The sequence below is a fragment of the Paeniglutamicibacter sp. NPDC091659 genome, from assembly GCF_044756805.1.
In the GTDB taxonomy this organism is placed as follows: Bacteria; Actinomycetota; Actinomycetes; order Actinomycetales; family Micrococcaceae; genus Paeniglutamicibacter.
This window is the reverse complement of sequence record NZ_JBIVTO010000021.1, coordinates 1-16845: the sequence shown is the minus strand read 5'-3', so window position 1 is coordinate 16845 and position 16845 is coordinate 1. Positions and strand designations below refer to the sequence as shown.

The 16845-nt window shown below is 57.6% G+C and carries 17 protein-coding genes; 9 read left to right on the top strand and 8 right to left on the bottom strand.

The genetic code is table 11. The annotated features are described in order from the left end of the window. Nucleotides 1-191, top strand: a 191-nt coding sequence (locus tag ACIQLF_RS21590) for a citrate/2-methylcitrate synthase (RefSeq protein WP_400303233.1), incomplete at its 5' end; no start/stop codon positions are given. Nucleotides 192-281: 90 nt separating this feature from the next. On the opposite strand, the gene ACIQLF_RS21585 is transcribed toward ACIQLF_RS21590, so the two are convergent. The 3 genes from ACIQLF_RS21585 to ACIQLF_RS21575 form a co-directional block, all read right to left on the bottom strand. Next, the gene (locus tag ACIQLF_RS21585) at nt 282-569 is read right to left on the bottom strand and encodes a hypothetical protein (protein ID WP_400303230.1); all 288 of its coding nucleotides are present in this window, start codon (nt 567-569) and stop codon (nt 282-284) included. 504 nt (nt 570-1073) lie between these two features. Further along, complete coding sequence (locus ACIQLF_RS21580) at nt 1074-1625, bottom strand: DUF6036 family nucleotidyltransferase (protein ID WP_400303228.1); 552 nt, start codon at nt 1623-1625, stop codon at nt 1074-1076. Then, entirely contained in the window at nt 1622-2218 is a 597-nt protein-coding gene (locus ACIQLF_RS21575) for a helix-turn-helix domain-containing protein (RefSeq protein ID WP_400303226.1), read from the bottom strand. The genes ACIQLF_RS21580 and ACIQLF_RS21575 overlap by 4 nt, the downstream gene beginning before the upstream one ends. Nucleotides 2219-2335: 117 nt before the next feature. Here ACIQLF_RS21575 and ACIQLF_RS21570 point away from each other — a divergent pair, with 117 nt between their 5' ends. The 3 genes from ACIQLF_RS21570 to ACIQLF_RS21560 all read left to right on the top strand — a co-directional run bounded on the left by ACIQLF_RS21570 (nt 2336) and on the right by ACIQLF_RS21560 (nt 5406). Next, nucleotides 2336-2638, top strand: coding sequence for a DUF4193 family protein (locus ACIQLF_RS21570; RefSeq protein WP_400303223.1), 303 nt, complete (start codon nt 2336-2338; stop codon nt 2636-2638). Nucleotides 2639-3167: 529 nt separating this feature from the next. Further along, on the top strand, nt 3168-3389 hold the full coding sequence (locus ACIQLF_RS21565) for a hypothetical protein (RefSeq protein ID WP_400303220.1): 222 nt from the start codon (nt 3168-3170) through the stop codon (nt 3387-3389). A gap of 259 nt (nt 3390-3648) precedes the next feature. After that, entirely contained in the window at nt 3649-5406 is a 1758-nt protein-coding gene (locus tag ACIQLF_RS21560) for a MarR family transcriptional regulator (protein ID WP_400303217.1), read from the top strand. 245 nt (nt 5407-5651) lie between these two features. On the opposite strand, the gene ACIQLF_RS21555 is transcribed toward ACIQLF_RS21560, so the two are convergent. Beyond that, nucleotides 5652-6599, bottom strand: a complete 948-nt coding sequence (locus ACIQLF_RS21555) for a hypothetical protein (protein WP_400303214.1) — start codon at nt 6597-6599, stop codon at nt 5652-5654. A gap of 2 nt (nt 6600-6601) precedes the next feature. Here ACIQLF_RS21555 and ACIQLF_RS21550 point away from each other — a divergent pair, with 2 nt between their 5' ends. Then, entirely contained in the window at nt 6602-6934 is a 333-nt protein-coding gene (locus ACIQLF_RS21550; protein WP_400303212.1) for a hypothetical protein, read from the top strand. A 116-nt stretch (nt 6935-7050) separates the two neighbouring features. Here ACIQLF_RS21550 and ACIQLF_RS21545 read toward each other — a convergent pair whose 3' ends face one another. Then, nucleotides 7051-7824: an AAA family ATPase gene (locus ACIQLF_RS21545; RefSeq protein WP_400303210.1), complete on the bottom strand. Its 774-nt coding sequence runs from the start codon at nt 7822-7824 to the stop codon at nt 7051-7053. Between the two features lie 1807 nt (nt 7825-9631). After that, nucleotides 9632-10057: a hypothetical protein gene (locus tag ACIQLF_RS21540; RefSeq protein WP_400303208.1), complete on the bottom strand. Its 426-nt coding sequence runs from the start codon at nt 10055-10057 to the stop codon at nt 9632-9634. A gap of 592 nt (nt 10058-10649) precedes the next feature. Between ACIQLF_RS21540 and ACIQLF_RS21535 the strand changes: the two genes are divergently transcribed. Then, entirely contained in the window at nt 10650-11852 is a 1203-nt protein-coding gene (locus ACIQLF_RS21535) for a tyrosine-type recombinase/integrase (protein WP_400303206.1), read from the top strand. A 118-nt stretch (nt 11853-11970) separates the two neighbouring features. On the opposite strand, the gene ACIQLF_RS21530 is transcribed toward ACIQLF_RS21535, so the two are convergent. Then, nucleotides 11971-12870, bottom strand: a complete 900-nt coding sequence (locus ACIQLF_RS21530; protein WP_400303204.1) for a pyridoxal-phosphate dependent enzyme — start codon at nt 12868-12870, stop codon at nt 11971-11973. Nucleotides 12871-13154: 284 nt separating this feature from the next. On the opposite strand from ACIQLF_RS21530, the gene ACIQLF_RS21525 reads away from it, so the two are divergent. Continuing rightward, a complete protein-coding gene (locus tag ACIQLF_RS21525) occupies nt 13155-13415 on the top strand; it encodes a GlsB/YeaQ/YmgE family stress response membrane protein (RefSeq protein WP_400303201.1) in 261 nt (86 codons plus the stop codon). Nucleotides 13416-13506: 91 nt separating this feature from the next. Here ACIQLF_RS21525 and ACIQLF_RS21520 read toward each other — a convergent pair whose 3' ends face one another. Next, nucleotides 13507-13716 carry a hypothetical protein gene (locus ACIQLF_RS21520; protein ID WP_400303198.1) on the bottom strand — a complete coding sequence of 70 codons (210 nt, stop codon included), beginning with the start codon at nt 13714-13716 and terminating at the stop codon, nt 13507-13509. A 360-nt stretch (nt 13717-14076) separates the two neighbouring features. Here ACIQLF_RS21520 and ACIQLF_RS21515 point away from each other — a divergent pair, with 360 nt between their 5' ends. Both ACIQLF_RS21515 and ACIQLF_RS21510 read left to right on the top strand, forming a co-directional pair. After that, on the top strand, nt 14077-15357 hold the full coding sequence (locus ACIQLF_RS21515) for a serine hydrolase domain-containing protein (protein WP_400303195.1): 1281 nt from the start codon (nt 14077-14079) through the stop codon (nt 15355-15357). A 506-nt stretch (nt 15358-15863) separates the two neighbouring features. Next, nucleotides 15864-15977 carry a DUF4113 domain-containing protein gene (locus ACIQLF_RS21510; protein ID WP_400303192.1) on the top strand — a complete coding sequence of 38 codons (114 nt, stop codon included), beginning with the start codon at nt 15864-15866 and terminating at the stop codon, nt 15975-15977. Nucleotides 15978-16845: the final 868 nt, after the last annotated feature.

The window sequence follows — 16845 nt, the reverse complement described above, 5'->3', positions numbered from 1 at the left end:
TCAAGCCGAACCTCGACTACCCGGCCGGCCCGACGTACCACCTGATGGGCTTCGACACCGAGATGTTCACCCCGATCTTCATTGCCTCGCGCATTACGGGTTGGACGGCGCACATCATGGAACAGCGCGCTTCAAATGCGTTGATCCGCCCGCTCTCGGCCTACAACGGCCCGGAGCAACGCTCGCTGTAACCGGGAAGCAGACAGGCAAGTAGGCGGTCTGGAGGGTCGCCTCTTCCCAAACGGGAGGGGGAACCTGTCGGACCGCCTTTTGCCTTGCTGCTACCCCAGGTGATCGAAATCCAGAGATGCGGCGACCTGCTTCGCTTCCGAATATTCGACCGATTTCAGATGGGCCTCAATTTCCTTTTGCTCCTGAAGCCCATGGGGCCCATTCCACTGGCCCAGCATCAGCGTTCGGTCACCCTTGTCGATGCCCAACCGTACATCGCATGCCTTACCAGTGGCGGGAAGGCCGGCCGGGAAGAGTCCCACTACGGAGTATGGGTTTCCGTCCTTGGCGGTCTCGGTGCGCAATGCCAGTTTCAGTGGGCCGGAATCCAGGGACATCAGATGGTCACGTTCGCACCAGGATTCGAATCCGACGTGGCGTCTATTTGTGCTGCACCACCAGAGCCCGGCGAAGTTTTGCTGGCCCTTGAAAGAAGCAGGTGACCGAATTGGATCGGCGCATTCAAAAAGGGACCATCCAGCAATCAGCCAGGCGTGCGGTTCTCGGGGGCGCTGCTAAATTGCTCCCTGAATGTCAGGGTGCCTGATGGAATGTCCGGCGAGGCCAAAACGTCAGAGGCCGCCAATAAGCCTCCCATGGCCCAAATAGTAGCCTTCATCAAGGGAGAATGCGTCACCTAAAGTGAGACAGGTCGAAGAATGCTTCAACTAACTTGAGATTGCCTCACTTTAGAGAGGCAGGACAACACCGGACAATAGAAAAATGCACTTTTTGCACTTTGCCTTATATCACCTTACATAAGGTACGTTATCGGCGTTTCCCAATGGGGGATTGACTAGGCGTAAAACTCCAAGTGCACGCGGAACGGACATGGTTGCTGGTCAGTGCCGCTTCAAGGCTGAAGCCGCGGCGATGGCCTCTTCGGCCACGATCTCGTAGTTTTCCCGGGATGCAGAGAGCGGAACGGAATCTTCACCGTATTTCTCGTAGGCGATCCGCACGAGATCCGCAGGGTCGGTGATGCCCAGCGCATTGGCAATCCGGCCAAGGTCCTCGATATCTTTTTGCCGTTCGGCGGCAAGCTTCATGGCCGCGAGTGTTTGGAGATCGGCAAGCCATATCGCAGAGGAAGATCCTTCCTTCCCTGCGATCCATACGGCATCGTCCGGCAAGAACGCGGCAGCCTTCGAATTCAGCCAGCCCACCGGCAAGCCGTATGCGACGGCCATCTCCCGGGCGACCTCCTCGACCGCGGGAGCACTCGCGTATCGAGCATCAATGTCCTCCGTGGAGCGATCCAGCAACCCGTGCAGCAGCAAAGCCGCCCCGCCGACGATCTGGATATTCAGCGCCACGCCGCGGGCTGCAAGCCGCCGTTCCAACTCATCGAGGAGTTCGACGATGCGTTCGGTGCGAAATTCCGGGAAGCTCACAGCGTTGCCAGGTCGCGGTCGCGGATCCAGACGTTCAGCTCCGCCATCTCCGGGGGTGTCTCGCGTCTGATGAGTTCTTTCATCCGATTCCCGACAGGATGCAGCTTTTCAGCCAGAAAGACAGGATTGGCAGACGGTTTGATGCGGTGGGCCCATCCGGGGATTGGCGTTTGGGTCTTGTGAGACAGCCAGCGGGTTATCGCTCCCAGCGCTGTCGTGTATTCCTTGTCGCGGATCTTGGGCGCCGTGGCCATTAGCGCTCGGCCGGCCTCCAGTGAAGCCGTCGCGTACTCCCCCAGGAGCCGCAGCGCGAATTCATAGTCTCCTTCGGACAAGGTGGTCTCGAAGGCTTTCTGGAACCTTGTCGTGGGGACTGCCGCGGTCCTCAGTGCGGGCCCCTCAAATCCCAGGGCAGCCAGAGCCCTCAATGTGAGCGCAAGGGAAACATGTTCCTTGCCTGCTTCGAGCTCCACGATGAATTTTCGAGATGTACCGATGGATTCGGCCAGAGCCTGCTGGCTGTACCCCAGCGACTCACGCCTGTCCCGTAGCTCACGTCCCAGCGTGAATGTACTCAGTTCAAGTGCTTGCATAAAACTATTCTGTCACCGATCGGTTACACAATCAATCGGCATTTTTATCAAATTGCCCGGAACACGACGTGAGACCTAGAATTTCGGCAACAATTCAGCACCACCAGAAAGAGCACCATGGCCCAGGATTACGACGAAGCCCGCCCGGACGTTGCCGAAGCATCGGAACGCACCCTCAAGGACGTCCGGAAGATGGACGCACCGAACGCCAAGAGCGTCCAATCCGACTTGGAAGAAGCCGACCTCTCGGACGGACAGGAGCTCCCGGGCGCGATAGTCCTAGATGAACTCGTTGTCGAAATCGTTCCCCGGGCCGACGACGAATTCATATGCGGCGAATGCTTCACCGTCCGCCATCGAAGCCAAGCCGCCCGGACAGTCGCCGGCGCGATCATTTGCCGCGAATGCGACGAGCTTTGATACCGACAGAATTCCCTTTCCAGTGCCTTGCGGGTGCCAGGCCGTTGCAATCGCCTGCGCCTTGCGGGGCAGTACTGCCCATCCGAAATTAACACGCTGATTCCTCCGAGTTATATGTCGAGCATTCAGCGTGTCGTTATGAAAACGTTATATTTGCGGTTTCGGGTCCGGCCGAGTCTGAAAAGGTGCTGCCTGCCCCGAGCGAGCAGCACCTTTTTGCGCATCTAGGCATCTTGGTTTCTAGATATCTGACATCTAACGGCGGAGAGATCCGCAGAATCACGGGGATCTTCTCCAAGCTCCGGGCCACGAACGCCTCGGAGAAGAGTGTCAAAATGCTAGATACGCAAAATGTTGGAACCCCAAAATGCGAGATGTTTGGAATGTCCAAATTCTTACTGATCTAGATCGACTCTCCCTGGCCAGCCATCGGGCTCTGCTCTCAACAAATGCGAGATTTCGGTCTACACAGGCGATAGGTTTGCCTAGTCGAAGTGATTGACGCGCTACAGCAAGACCAAGGTGGAACATGCAGACCATAGACAAGCAGGAAGACCGCAACGCTCCAGCAGTGAGTGGGGCGACCCACGGTGTTCCTGTAACGATCTGGGTTGATCGCTCCACGGCGGATCACGTCAAAGTGGTAGCCGATGCCCTGGGTGTCAGCAAGAGCGCGCTCTACTACGAGCTGGTGACGATAGGCAAAAAGAGCCGTCGCTATCAGGATCTACTTCGGCAAGGCAGAGCTTAAAAGCCAAAGGCCCACCTTGCAGGGTGAGCCTTTCAAGCTTCGTAACTTCCGTGTCTTGCAGGACCAGGAGTCGCGGTCAGTATCCAATGAACTAATGAAAGGAGAGGCTTCGAACATCCTCTGGATCCGATCACTGAGTTGATGAGATTGCAGTCTCACCAATCTCGAAGATTGACATATTCAGTTCCCAAAATTCGCTAGGCCCAAATCAGCTTCAAGACAACGACCTAACGAACCGCGGCGGTGTTCGCCTACGTCTATGTTAGACACAATTCTTCCTTTCGCAACCCCGGAAACAGCCCAGCCGGTGCATTACTCACTCTGGCGGAACCTGGTTCCCCACCTGGCCGGTCGATCAAGGGTGCGCATTTCCCGCGACAATGGTCGAAACTACCGTCAGCGCGATGAGCGCAATCTGGACGATTCCCTTCCATCACGCCCGGCCGCCGTGATGCTGCATGATGCCAAGACTGGACTGGCCAAAGTCCTCGCGATCGACTTCGACTCCGGAGTTCGAGGGGCAGACCAAGTCGAGATCGACGTCCGGCGGACGCAAGTGCTGCTGAGCGAACACGGCCTTAGGTGGATCCACGACCGCTCTCCATCTGCAGGCGAGCACCTCTATGTGCCAATCGCTGGGGGGATCACCTCGGGGGATGCCGTGGATTTCCTGAGGCTGCTGTCTGCAGCATGCCCAACGGTTGACCCGATGCCACACATGACCGTGCAGCACGGCTGCATCCGTATGCCCGGTTCACCTCACAAGCTCGGTGGCCGGCAGGAACTTCTGATGAGCCCGCAGATGGCACTTTCGGTCGCACAGTCTCCTGCACCCCGAGCGCGCTTCGATGCTCTACATCGGAGCTTGGAACACCTAAGGGCACCCCGCCCCGAATCTGTGCAAATGGATGCCATCAGTGACCGCAGCGGCCCCACCGAGCTGAACTCAAACGTCCTGAGCATCGCGCGCAACGGATACTCGCCAGGTGGTCCCTACGACTCCCCCAGCGAGGCTCGCTTTGCGTTGCTGCGTTCAGCCACGAATGCCGGTCTCGACGCCACGGCGATTTACCAGCGCATGAACGATGGCCGCTGGCCCGGATTGAACACACTTTTCGCCAGGTACAGGAGCCCCATGAAGGAGCTCCAAGCCGATATCAGACGGCTCAAAAGCAAGGGCCACAGAGACGGCTACGGAACTGTCGTTAAAAACAACACAAGCCAGCCAAAAGCACAGGGGGGTACAAGGTCACTTCATTCAGTTGGTTTTTACGAGTGGCTCAAAATTTGGCGGAATGCCCTCCACATCCGCGAAGGTGCCTACGGCTCGTCCCGGATGGGACTGCAGCTACGCTTGGTTCTACGTGCCTTGGGTGAAGCAGCCTCTAAAGCCCAGTCTTCCTCTATCGAATTCGGATGCCGCGCACTGGCCCAGGCCACAGGCTTGGATCATTCCACGGTCTCACGACACCTTCGACGGCTGAGGTCGGAGACTGAGCCCCTGGTGCGCCTCACGAGCCCCGCCCACGGTAAGTATGCTGACACCTACGAGCTGATCGTTCCCAGGGGCCTCCTGGATGGCTCCGCAGCGATCAGCTACCGTTCCGGCAAGCTTTACGCCCTGCGCCCCGTTTTCCGAGTGCTTGGGACTGTTGCTGCGTTCGTATACGAATCATTGGAACAAGGCCTCCAAACCACGCCTCAGATCATGAGGGGTACCGGCCTCAGCCGGTCCGCAGTCCAGGATGCCCTAATGCTGCTGCAAGAGCACCATATTGTGCGCAAGGGCGCTGGGGGGTGGATAGAAGCCGGAGCGAACCTCAGCTTCCTTGCTGATCTCCTGGGCGCCACCGATGAGGCAGAACTGCAGCGTTCAATTTATGCACAGCAACGATTCGTTTGGTTGTGCTGGCTGACCTCTCGTATGGGGGTGTATTCGGCTTTCGATTATTCAGGTGAGGACTACCCTTTTGAGCAATTCGAGCCGCCATGGGAGTCTGACCCTCCCCCGGTCTAACCTGACAACCGTTCATGTTTTTGTGTATCTAAGTATTTAGCATTTTGATGCATTGATGTCCTAGGGAAGAATTTCTGTGAGGTTGGCCTGCCATTGGTGCGCCATTGGTGTGTCGTTCCCTCAGAAAACCGTTGTGAGATATCGTTCTTGCGGTACGCTGGAGACATCTAAAGATGAGATTTTAGATAAGGGCGTGAAAAAGGCCGGGAGTCAGCTCCCGGCCTTTTTCCATTTTCAGAAGCGAGTTACTGCAACGAGAGCTTCTGGACCTGCTTGTTGATCTCGTATTCAAAGATCTCAAGCTCAGGAAGTGGCGGCAGCCCAACGCTTGCCCTGGCTTCCTGCTCATTGCCAACCCCGTCGAAGCAATCCCGAGGTGCATTGGCAATGAAATAGTCCTGCATGATTCTGTGCAGCATGGACACGGCCGTTGACCGAACCGAGCGCAACGACGGTGGCAGGCTGTTCTTGATCTCGCGAGACAGGTAGCTGCTGAACTTCTTGGACTCTTCGATCTGTCGGCTCGTCATCTGGAACGTCGCACGCTCAAGACCAGAGTTGAAACCGGTGGCGAAAGTGATCGGAAGCAAGTCACTGTATTTGACTCCCTTTTCGTACCGAATCTTCGTCATGTTGGTCGTATAGTCGTCGAAAACGCCCCAGCCCTCAGGCGTCTCCAATGTGGTTTCCGTAATCCGAGGATCCATGGGCCCACTGGACAGATCATGACTGGCAACAGCATTCTCAAATATCTCGAGTTCAGGCAACGGCTGAAGACCGACCGCTGCCCTGGCAGACTGCTCCCCGTCCACAGCGTCGAAGCAATCACGAGGTGCATTGGCAATGAAGAAATCCTGCATGAGCCGGTGCAACATCGAAACCGCACTGGAGCGCACGACCTTCTGGCCTTCTCCCCCATTGCGCCTAATTTCACGGCCAAGGTAGTTGCTGTACTTCTTGGCTTCTTCGATCTGATGCTGCGTCATCTGGAACGTGGTCCGCTCGAGACCCGAGTTGAAGCCAGTCGTGAATGTCAGAGGCAGGAGGTCGTTGTATGTGACGCCCTTTTCATACCGAATCCGGGACATGTTCGTGGTGTAATCGTCGAACACTCCCCTGCCGTCGACCGTCGTGAGATCGGTTTCAATGATCTTCTTGTTGAGCTGGCCCAGGGCCTTGTTATAGGCCGACATGGGTGAACGATGACGAACTGCTGCTGGAGGCACCGCAACAACGGGCTTGCGAATCGCTGGCTGCTCCACTGCCGTGGGGGCAGGTGAAACTGGCGCCGGCTTTTCAACAATTGCCGTGGCAGGTTCTCGCGGCTGCAAAGTCACTGGCGAGACAGCATGAAACACTGGCTCGGGAGCTGCCGGCACAACTGGTTCGGCCACTGCTGCCGCAGGCCCTGGGATTGCTTGTCGATCCCCAACCGGAGCTGGCAGTGTTACCGGCACGACAGAAGATTCCGAAACCGGAATGCTGCTTGGAGCAGAAGAAGATGTCTCCCGCAAGCCATTTTCTCTAGCCAGACCACCCAGAGATTGTTTGGAAGGCGTTTCGCTTTGGTTTTGCAGAACCTGTTCTACTTCAAAAGTCGCGGCAATACTTCCGGCGCCCTCGATCAGACTGCTTGCAGAGCGCCTAGGCGGTCGCTTGCTGGCCACCAGCTACCTCCGCATGCTCCTTTTCGATGGCTGAAAGAATCGACACGACTTCGGTGGCCAGTTTGGTAACCTGAGTCCGCGCGCGCTGCAGCGGTCGATCTGATGGCATCAGCGGAACGTCCATAACAGTTCCGCCGTTGCGAATTGAATCTTCATAAGCGTTGAGAGTGCTGATGACGCTGCCGATAGTGAGGTGCGCGAGTCCGGCATCCTGAAGTTCTTCCGCTGCGTAGGCGCGAGGCTGCTGACCTTCGCGCTGCACGATCCTGATTGTTGCCTTGCTATTTTCGTAGGCCTTGACCAGGTCGGAGGTGGTCCACAGGTCGCTCATCTTCGTATCGCAAGGGATCAAAACCAAGCTGTCAGAGTTCATGATGCTGTTCAGCAGATCTCGGTTGATGCCGGCCGAAGTATCCACGATCATGTAGTCGAAGTTGGCGCACTGTGCCTCGATCTGTTCGGAGCTGGTTGCGTGCGGGTAGACGATTGCACCAAAGGACGGTTCCTGAGCGGGCATGACGGGCTTGCGGCGCCTGCTACCCGCTTCAAAATCGGCGAGGTTCTCTACGTATGCCTGATTCAAGAACTTCAGCGCATTCTCTGTTGCCGTGTAGTAACGGTACGAAGTTTCCTGGCGGTCAGCGTCCACGAGAACCGTTGTTCCGTGCTGTGCAAGGGCTCCAGCTAGGTGAAAAGTGATGGTCGATTTTCCGACACCACCCTTTTCATTCACCACGTAGATTTTGCGCATTAGGTGACTTCTCCTCTAGTTGATGAGATTTTAGGTTGCAGGGGAAGGGCGTCCCCGCAAATCACATTAGCCGCAGACCGCTCCCCCACCCCAGCCGACAAGGCGAGTTCGACACGATAGACGAACAGTTTCGGCATATCGTTACCCTTCTGTGACAAACCAAGCATGAGGATGCGAGAAATGCCGACTACCTAAATGCCTAGATGCACAAAAAGTAAAAATGTCAGATGCCCACAAGCGAAAAATGCTACAAGGCACACGACAATGGGCCAAGACGGTACGACGGCCTTCCATTTGGCTGCAACCCAACACCCAAGACCCTCCCCCACGCGTGGGCATTCACATGTCTTCACGCAAATTATTGATTGAGTGACTAACATTTTATGTATCTAACATTTTATATCGGGTCCGCACTCGCCTTCTCTAGACCAGGCAGCATCCGCCGCCGGACAGCTTGAAGGAGTGCAGTACGGCAAGAGCCCATCGAGATGCTAATTGTCGATCGTGGGGCGTATGGGAGAACCATTATTCGCAGAAGCCGCGGATTGCAAAATGTTAGATGCGGAAAAACCTGCAGCGACACTACCTGCCGGCTCATCTGAATTCGGCATCCAGGCCAACCGACCGCAGCAGGTGGCTAAATTGTGCACGGCCAAGAATGCTAGATGCGTAAAAACGTGTTCACCTGAAATGGCGCGAACCTTTTCCATCGAGTCGCCGGGAACGAGACCCCAGGGAACCCAAACTGTTTCCACCTCAGAATGTTAGATGCGCAAATTCCTGTTTGCTTAAAAACAGTTCGAGCTCGATGGCTACGCCCAACTCGTTAGATGGATCAGATTGATCCCCCGAACGCACAAATTGCAGAAACATAGAATGCTAGATGCATAAAAACTAGTACCCGCGCCTTTCGGGGCCTCAGTCACGGCCGGTCGGGCAACGCGGAGTGGTTGCACTATTGCTCCAGCCCTCAGGCGCGACGATGCGCAAAATGTTAGATGCGGAAAAACCTGCAGCGACACTACCTGCCGGCTCATCTGAATTCGGCATCCAGGCCAACCGACCGCAGCAGGTGGCTAAATTGTGCACGGCCAAGAATGCTAGATGCGTAAAAACGTGTTCACCTGAAATGGCGCGAACCTTTTCCATCGAGTCGCCGGGAACGAGACCCCAAGGAACCCAAACTGTTTCCACCTCAGAATGTTAGATGCGCAAATTCCTGTTTGCTTAAAAACAGTTCGAGCTCGATGGCTACGCCCAACTCGTTAGATGGATCAGATTGATGCCCTGAACGCACAAATTGCAGAAACATAGAATGCTAGATGCATAAAAACTAGTACCCGCGCCTTTCGGGGCCTCAGTCACGGCCGGTCGGGCAACGCGGAGTGGTTGCACTATTGCTCCAGCCCTCAGGCGCGACGATGCGCAAAATGTTAGATGCGCAAATTCCTGTTTGCGTAAAATGTTGACTCACGATCCACCTGAAGGCTCTGTGATCGATATCAAAAATGCCTGGAATGTTTTCGCGTTGGAATGTTCCATGTTCAGTATCTAGAAATGTTGATGCGCCAGAATGTTAGATGCGAAAAATGCTGCTGACCCAATTGCACGCCATGGTCTCGAACGTCAGCATTGGAACCAGTAGACAATGAAGCTTGAAACGACAAATTCTAAGAGTGCGAGACCTGAAAAATGTCAGTCGCATGAAAACGGAGCACATCAAAATGTTCGAATGCGAAGATGCTAAATGGTTAAACGCGAAAGACGGTATCCATGTAAAAACTTAGATGCACAAAATATCGAAACGCTAAATGCTTGGTTTCGCTCGTGCAGAGGACAAACGCCGCTGAATATCGACGAGGGCTTCTTCATGCAGATGGAAAGGCAGAGTCGCGACAAGATTGAGTATCGCACCAGTGGTTTCATCGATCCTGATGCTTTCAATTTCCGGAAGAAGACGGACGTAGTCCGGCGAGGAATCGGCTACTTCCCACGCGAGGAATCTCTCGTCTACACCGAAGAACGATGCGACACCGGTCAGGACGTCGAGCTTCACGACTTTGTGCTCTGCGCTCCTCAGCAGGTGCCAGGTGCTCCGAGCCATCGTCACGTTGCGAGTGGACTTCATGAAATCGGCAAGGTCTGCGAAGCGCATAGGGGAGCCGTTGACGATCTGGGACATCACCACCAGATTGTTGGCCCGCTCAGCCTGCACCTGTCGGGTGATCGTCATGGCTTGAGTAATGAGGTCGTGCTGCCTGCTCAACGCTGCTACTTCCTGAGTGGGCCGGCTTCGGCCGCCTGCTGAATTACTATCACGAGGGAAGACCGGTGGCCACGTTGGGCGTCGCAACCAGAATTCCCACTGCGCCCATAATACGCAAAGCCGGGTCAAGCTCTGCGTGTGGCGCTCGTGCCTAATGGACGATTTCAGCTGTTGGATCACCCCGGCCATGCTCGCAACCTGCTGTCGTGCGAGTCCCCGACCCTTTCGGAGTCTCCGAATCACGGCGCCTACCCCTTTCGCCGAATTCAAAACCTGGTGATCTTGCACAGCGTCCTATTGAGCAAAAGATGTCAGAGCACGCGGACAACGGCCAAACCCACCTTCCGAGATGACTTTTCAGCGTGAAATCCACTCTTTCAACTTCCTGTACCGTAATAACATCCATATCAGTACAAGATGGGTTCCGCGCGTGGCAGTTGGCCATTGTATGTATGGCATCGGGGATGAATTGGTAGGCAAAGCGTGTCACGGATTTCGGAGAAACGACACAAAATCGGCACGATATGCTTACCCCAGTAAAGCTTCTGAAAGTGGGAACATGGGGCGCAGCAGGCTCTCAATTGGTGAATTCGGTGAGATCAGTTCTTCACGAGTGGCCGGTGGATGGCGCTCACGATCGCGCTACCGCAACTTTGCCGGCGTCATCAGGCAGCTCGGGGCGAGTGCCGTCACCAAAAAGAAAGCCGAAGCCGCGCTACGGCGCAAGATGTCCGCGGTGGACCTGACCCACCGTGGGACAGCGCTCATGGATGAGAATCCCTCTCTCGCGGACCTGGGACACCACTGGTTGGCAAGCCGGCGTGTGAGCGATGGACGCGAGCAAGGCACCATCAGCCCCTCCACCAGGGATCAGTACCGGCATGTCCTTGAAAAAACCATCAATCCCTCCCTTGGATCCCTCCTGCTCTCCGAAGTCACCGTGCCCAGGGCAGAGGCATTTTTGGAATCACTCATTGACGGCCCTGCGGGCTCCAACCGCGCCCTGCAAGCCAAGACAGTGCTCAAGCAATCGATGGACATGGCTGTGCGCTACGGCTATCTGGGCGCAAACCCTGTGACCTCCATCCGTCCGTTCCCCGTCGAATCGGCTTCACCGCCGCGCGCCTGGAGCGTGAGCGACATCGAACGCGTCCGGCGGGCAGTGGGGGAATGGGCGAGTCGAGCGAACGGGCGCCGCGGCCCAGAGAACCTGTGGCTGCCAGCCCTGCTTGAGACGATGTTGGGCACCGCGGGACGAATCTCCGAGGCACTGGCATTGAGTTGGGATCGCGTGCACCTTGATGTCGAACGACCCTGGGTGAGACTTGACCGCTGCGTGAGAGAACCCAAACGTGGCGCCCACACCGTGGGACCGACTAAAAGCGGGGACGTGCGAGATCTGGAGATTCCCTCGTTCCTGGTCGCCGTCCTGCGCCAGCTCCGGCCGGCGCATCCCGGGCAGTCGCCGGTCTTTGCCACTTCAAAAGGCACTTGGTTGAGGCCTTCGGCGGCCCACAGGGCCTTCCGCAGTGCGCTGGATGCGTCTGGTATCGACCGCAGCATGGAAAGACATCTGCGTCCGCACGGTGCTCGGAAAACCGCTGCCACTGCTATCGCCAGGGAGTCCGGGCTGGAGGATGCCGCCGCGCAGTTGGGCCATGTTGGGACGCACACAGCCCAGCGCCACTACATCGAACCCGAGGAACGAGCGATCGTCACGAACGGTGCGATCCTACAGACTCTGGCGTCGCGCACCTCATGATTGCCAGGATGAAGGCCGAAGTGACTCGTTAACGCTCGAGTGCCTGAGCCCGATGGCATATCAGACCCAGACACTCGCAGTAGACCTTGCTTACCGAGTCCAACTTGCGGGGACCAGTTCACAAGTAGGGCACGCCCGAATCGTGAACCAGGAACCCAATACGTGATCCTGCCTGGACCTGCGGCAACAGCTGTTCGATCGCCGTCACGATTGCACCCGTGGAGGCCCCGGCCAGGATCCCCTCGCGTCGGGCGAGCTTGCGGCACCCGCGGACCATGTCGATCTCCTCGATCTGGCACACCACATCTGGATCTGCCTGCAGGGCCAATTCCGGAACGATGCCCGCCCCCAAGCCCGGAAAACGCCGCGGGCCAGATTCCCCACCGAACAGCACGGAACCCACGGCATCCACTGCCACCAGCGTGGTCTCCTGATGGTGTTGGCGCAGATACCGCTGACAACCCAGGAGCGTGCCCGTGGTGCTGGTTGCCACGAACAGCATGTCAAGACGGCCGTCGGTGGCCTCCATGAATTCGGGCATCGTCGTTCTGAAGTGCGCATCCGGGTTATCCGGAGATCCATACTGGTTGGTTGTCACCGCGCCCGGGTGTTCGGTCAGCAGGTGCTGGACCCTCCGCCGTCGAGCTGCCAATTTGTTGCCGTCAGCCGGGGTGGTGACCACGTCGATGACAGCCCCGTAGGCCCGCATGATGTCGATGGCCGAGCGGTTGGCATTCTCATCAACAACCGCCACGAACCGAATCCCGCGAACCGCTGACTGCCGGGCTAAGGCTATGCCGAGATTTCCGGAAGTGGATTCCACGATCATTCCACCGGGTTCCAGCGTCCCGGCCTTGAGGAGCGATTCGATGAGACTGTTGGCCGTTCGCTCCTTGGTGCTGCCCGACAGTTGGAGCAGGTCCAACTTGGCAAACACCTCGATCTCATGAGATTCGAAGAGACGCTGCAACTTCACCGTGGGGGACTGGAAAGGGCTCAATGTTCCGACGCTGTACATGTTCGCTCCTACACCTATCTGGACAGAAACTGATTGACAGAGAATATACGCTCCACCGCTGTGAACCGGTCAGGCTGGGAGGCTCTGATATTTCGCGTGGCACAGAGAACAGCACCGTCAATAAGGCCGAAACGTGGAAAAGAGTCAGGATCCCGGGTGCCGGGTGACGATTCTCCCAACACCGCCTCGTTGACGTGATCTTCTGTTAATTACCTGTAAGGTTTCCTGAGTGCATCGCGATCCTGATGCTGAACGACGTAACTTCATCCGAACGGAGAAAAGTCATGGGATTCATTGGTTGGATTGTTCTAGGCCTCATTGCCGGTGCGATCGCTAAGGCGATCAAGCCAGGTGAGCAGGGTGGCGGCTGGCTCGCCACCCTGCTGCTCGGCGTGGTTGGCGCCATACTCGGCGGCTGGCTGGGCTCGTTGATTTTCCATGTGAACATCAGCGAATTCTGGTCGCTGTCGACATGGTTGCTGGCCATCGGCGGCTCGTTGATCGTCCTTATTCTGTGGGGATTGTTGACGCGCAAGAAGGCATAGATTGTGCATATGGAGGAGGCCCCCAACCTTCAAGGTCGGGGGCCTCCTCTTCTTCTGCGTTGAACCTTGGTCCGGGCAGCGGTGGTGCCCGTCAGGCAACGAGCAGAGGCTGCGGCCTTCCGGAATCCTGTTCATTTCCCGGTAGCGACGATTTGCTCGCTTCGGCCACATCGTCCATGGAGATTCCATGGTCCAGGGCAGTTTGGATGATGGCGTCCAAGGCGTCGGTTCGCTCCTGCAGGAGCACCCGGGCGGAGGCCACGTCTTCGGTTGCTGCGCGGATCAGATCCAGCTCATGCACGGTCTTTTCCTTTCATTGACTTCGGAGTTCGCAACTTGAAAGTTAGCCTTCCCAGCCTTTCACACAATGAATTGTGAGCTAAATTGTGGATTCAGGCGGGTACCGTGGCTTTTCAACATGGCGGGGTTCCGAGGGCTTCGGGCCTTGGTCGTGGGGATCGAGGCATGCTGGGCACGTTTTGACCCTTCGAGGGGCAACGCGGCCGCTACCTACGCCATCCGAGGTCACATTGACGGCCGCCGCGAACGGATGAAGAACGAAGCGGCGTTGAGTGAAAACCCAGTGGTAGTGTCCAAACAGACCAACGCTGCTCCGGTACGGCAATGAAGAAAGCTGCAACGGTGCAGCGACAAAGCACCAATGCACGAAGTGAACGCTGCAAAGGTGCAGCAATGGAAGGTAACTCTCGTGGACGGCACGAACCTGGATTACCACCCGCCAGGGGTGGACATGAACAACTGGAAACTGCCCGAGAACCTGCGCTGGTCCTTCCAGCACATGGCCGAGTTCCTGCCCACCGCAACGATAGCCCGGGGTAACGGACCGGAGGCGCAGCTTCCGGCGGCACACCGCGACCTGGACTCCGTCATGTTGGAGGCGGCCTTCCCCGGGGAAGTGCCCATGAGCGTGGGATTGGTCATGGGCACCACCGAGACCGATGGCTGGATGCTGCTGCATCGCGGCCAGGTGCTCACCGAGCAGTACTTCGGTGAGATGGCGCCGGGCTCGCAGCACCTGTTGATGTCGATGAGCAAGTCGCTGATCGGGGCGGTGGCCGGGGCCCTGTGCGACTCCGGGGTGCTGGATGCCGAGGCGCAATTGACCGACTACCTGCCCGAGTTGGCCGACACCGGCTATGCCGGGGCCACGGTGCGCAACCTGCTGGACATGCGCTCGGGCATCGAGTTCTCCGAGAACTACCTGGACCCGCTGGCGGGGATCCGGAAGCTGGAGGAAGCCATCGGCTGGGCCCCTTCCAAGGCCCCCGGACCTACCGGCGTGTACCCGTACCTGAGCACGTTGCTGCGCAAGACCGCCCACGGCGGGGTCTTCGAGTACCGATCCTGCGAGACGGACATGCTCGGCTGGGTCTGCGAGGCCGCCTCCGGGTCCACCCTGCCCGAGCTGTTATCCGACTTGGTCTGGGGCAAGATCGGCGCCGAATCCGATGCCTCAATCGGCATCGACCAGTTCGGCACCGGGATCTTCGACGGCGGGATCAACGCCACGCTGCGCGACATGGCCCGCTTCGGCTCCCTCGTCCTGAACGACGGCCTCTCGCTGGCCGGCGAACGCGTGCTCTCCTCGGAGTGGATCGAGCACACCCTGGCCGGGGCCCCGGACTCCCGCGATGCCTTTGCCGCCAGCCCGGGCGAGTACCTGATACCCGGGGGGATGTACCGGAACCAGCTGTGGTTCCCGTACGCTGGCAACGACGTGGTGCTCTGCCTGGGGATCCACGGGCAGATGGTCTACATCAACCGTCCCGCCGAGGTGGTGGCGGTCAAGCTTTCCAGTTGGCCGCTGCCGCAGGATCCGGCCAGGCTCTTCCCCACCCTGCGCGCCTTCGACGCCATCGCCGCGGCCCTGTTGGTGGAGACACAGACCGCACCCGCCCCGGTTCCGCCCGCGGCCATCTAGCTCGACAAGGCAGTGGGAAGGCACCGGGGTCCTCCCATGGTTTGTCGCTGCGTGTGCGCGGGCGGCCCCCGCCGTCGGGGCCCCTGACAGCCAGCCGCTGGGCGTTGCCCAGGTTGCCAGATTTTTCCTTTAATATCCATGTGGGTGAAGGGGCATCGATCTATCTACTGCACATTCGGGCGTCCGGGAAGCCTTGGGTGCTCGTGGCACAGATCGATGCACGACAGATGTGCCATTATCGGCGATTGGCCGGAAGTCCCGTGAACTTGACCCCTCACAATATGACGGCATGATTGGGGGTGCTCCCAGCAGGCTTCGGCCCGGTTGCACAAGATCAACCGGCAGGCACGAGTGGTAACGGCCCGGGTGATGACGGGCCATTTCAACACCAACCAGTCCGATAGTCCCGCCGGCGCCGTTGCGCTGTCGGGTCCGACTTTCGATCCTCTTGCTGCTCACCCGTGCGGTCAAGGAGCTGCTGCCGCTGATCCTGGATTGGATGAAGTATGCCATGGGGCGGCGCGGTGGTCCTTGGCCTGGCGCGTCTAAAAAACGGGCCGCGGTGGGAGAGGAAGCGGGAGATGACGTCCCAGCGTTACACCGCGCACTGGGATGAATAGCTGGTCGTCAAGTCCAGTTGAGCATATGGCAGCTCTCAAAATGCGGGCCCATCACCCAGTTTCGAGAGGAAGCGAATAAGGATGAATGGCCACCTCGGAAGGGAACCGAGGTGGCCATTGGTGTATTCGCGAGTCGAGAATACTGTTGCGGGGTTGGGAGTCCCGGTTCCGGGTTTGATCGTGACCGGGGTCCGACCCGGTCAAACCTGGAACGAGGTGTTGACCGATCAAACCCAGAGCAAGGAGGTTTGCCCCAGCCGTTCAAATTTCTGGGGCAAACCGTCCTACTTGTTGATGTTATCAACAATGATGCGTTCCACCCGCTGACTTGGTATCCCCGGGTTTCGAGGGTGGTCAGATTGGTGGCTGTGTCGGTTTGTGGGTGGTGCCAAGCCTGACGGTCGCAGGTGACCTCGTAGGCGCTGAGCATCAGCGCAAAGCTTGCCTTCTCGGAGTTGGCGCCCAAGCGGGAGAGATGGTTACCTGGTTCGTTGCGGTCGAAACACTTCGATACTGTTGAAGACAACCAAATACTTGCCGCAAGGTAGATAACGTTCCTTTTCTGTAGGGACACACCGCGGCCCCCGGCCTTGTCTCTGGGGGCCGCACTTTTTTGTTCTAGCCACGCCGCAGAGACAGTAACCGTTCCCCCTCAGGCAGAGCGTTCACTAGCTGGGTATACGCATCATCGTATTACTCGGCTTCAGCGCTCGATTCCCTAGCGCCCGCCTCAAGGCTTTCCACTACTTCGATGGTTCCCATGGGTTTCACCATCTAGATGATTGATTCCAAGGGATGACTACGCGGGCAAGGGTGTCCAGACTCGAGGTGTAATCACCAACATTCGAACCTGGAGAGTTCTGATGGA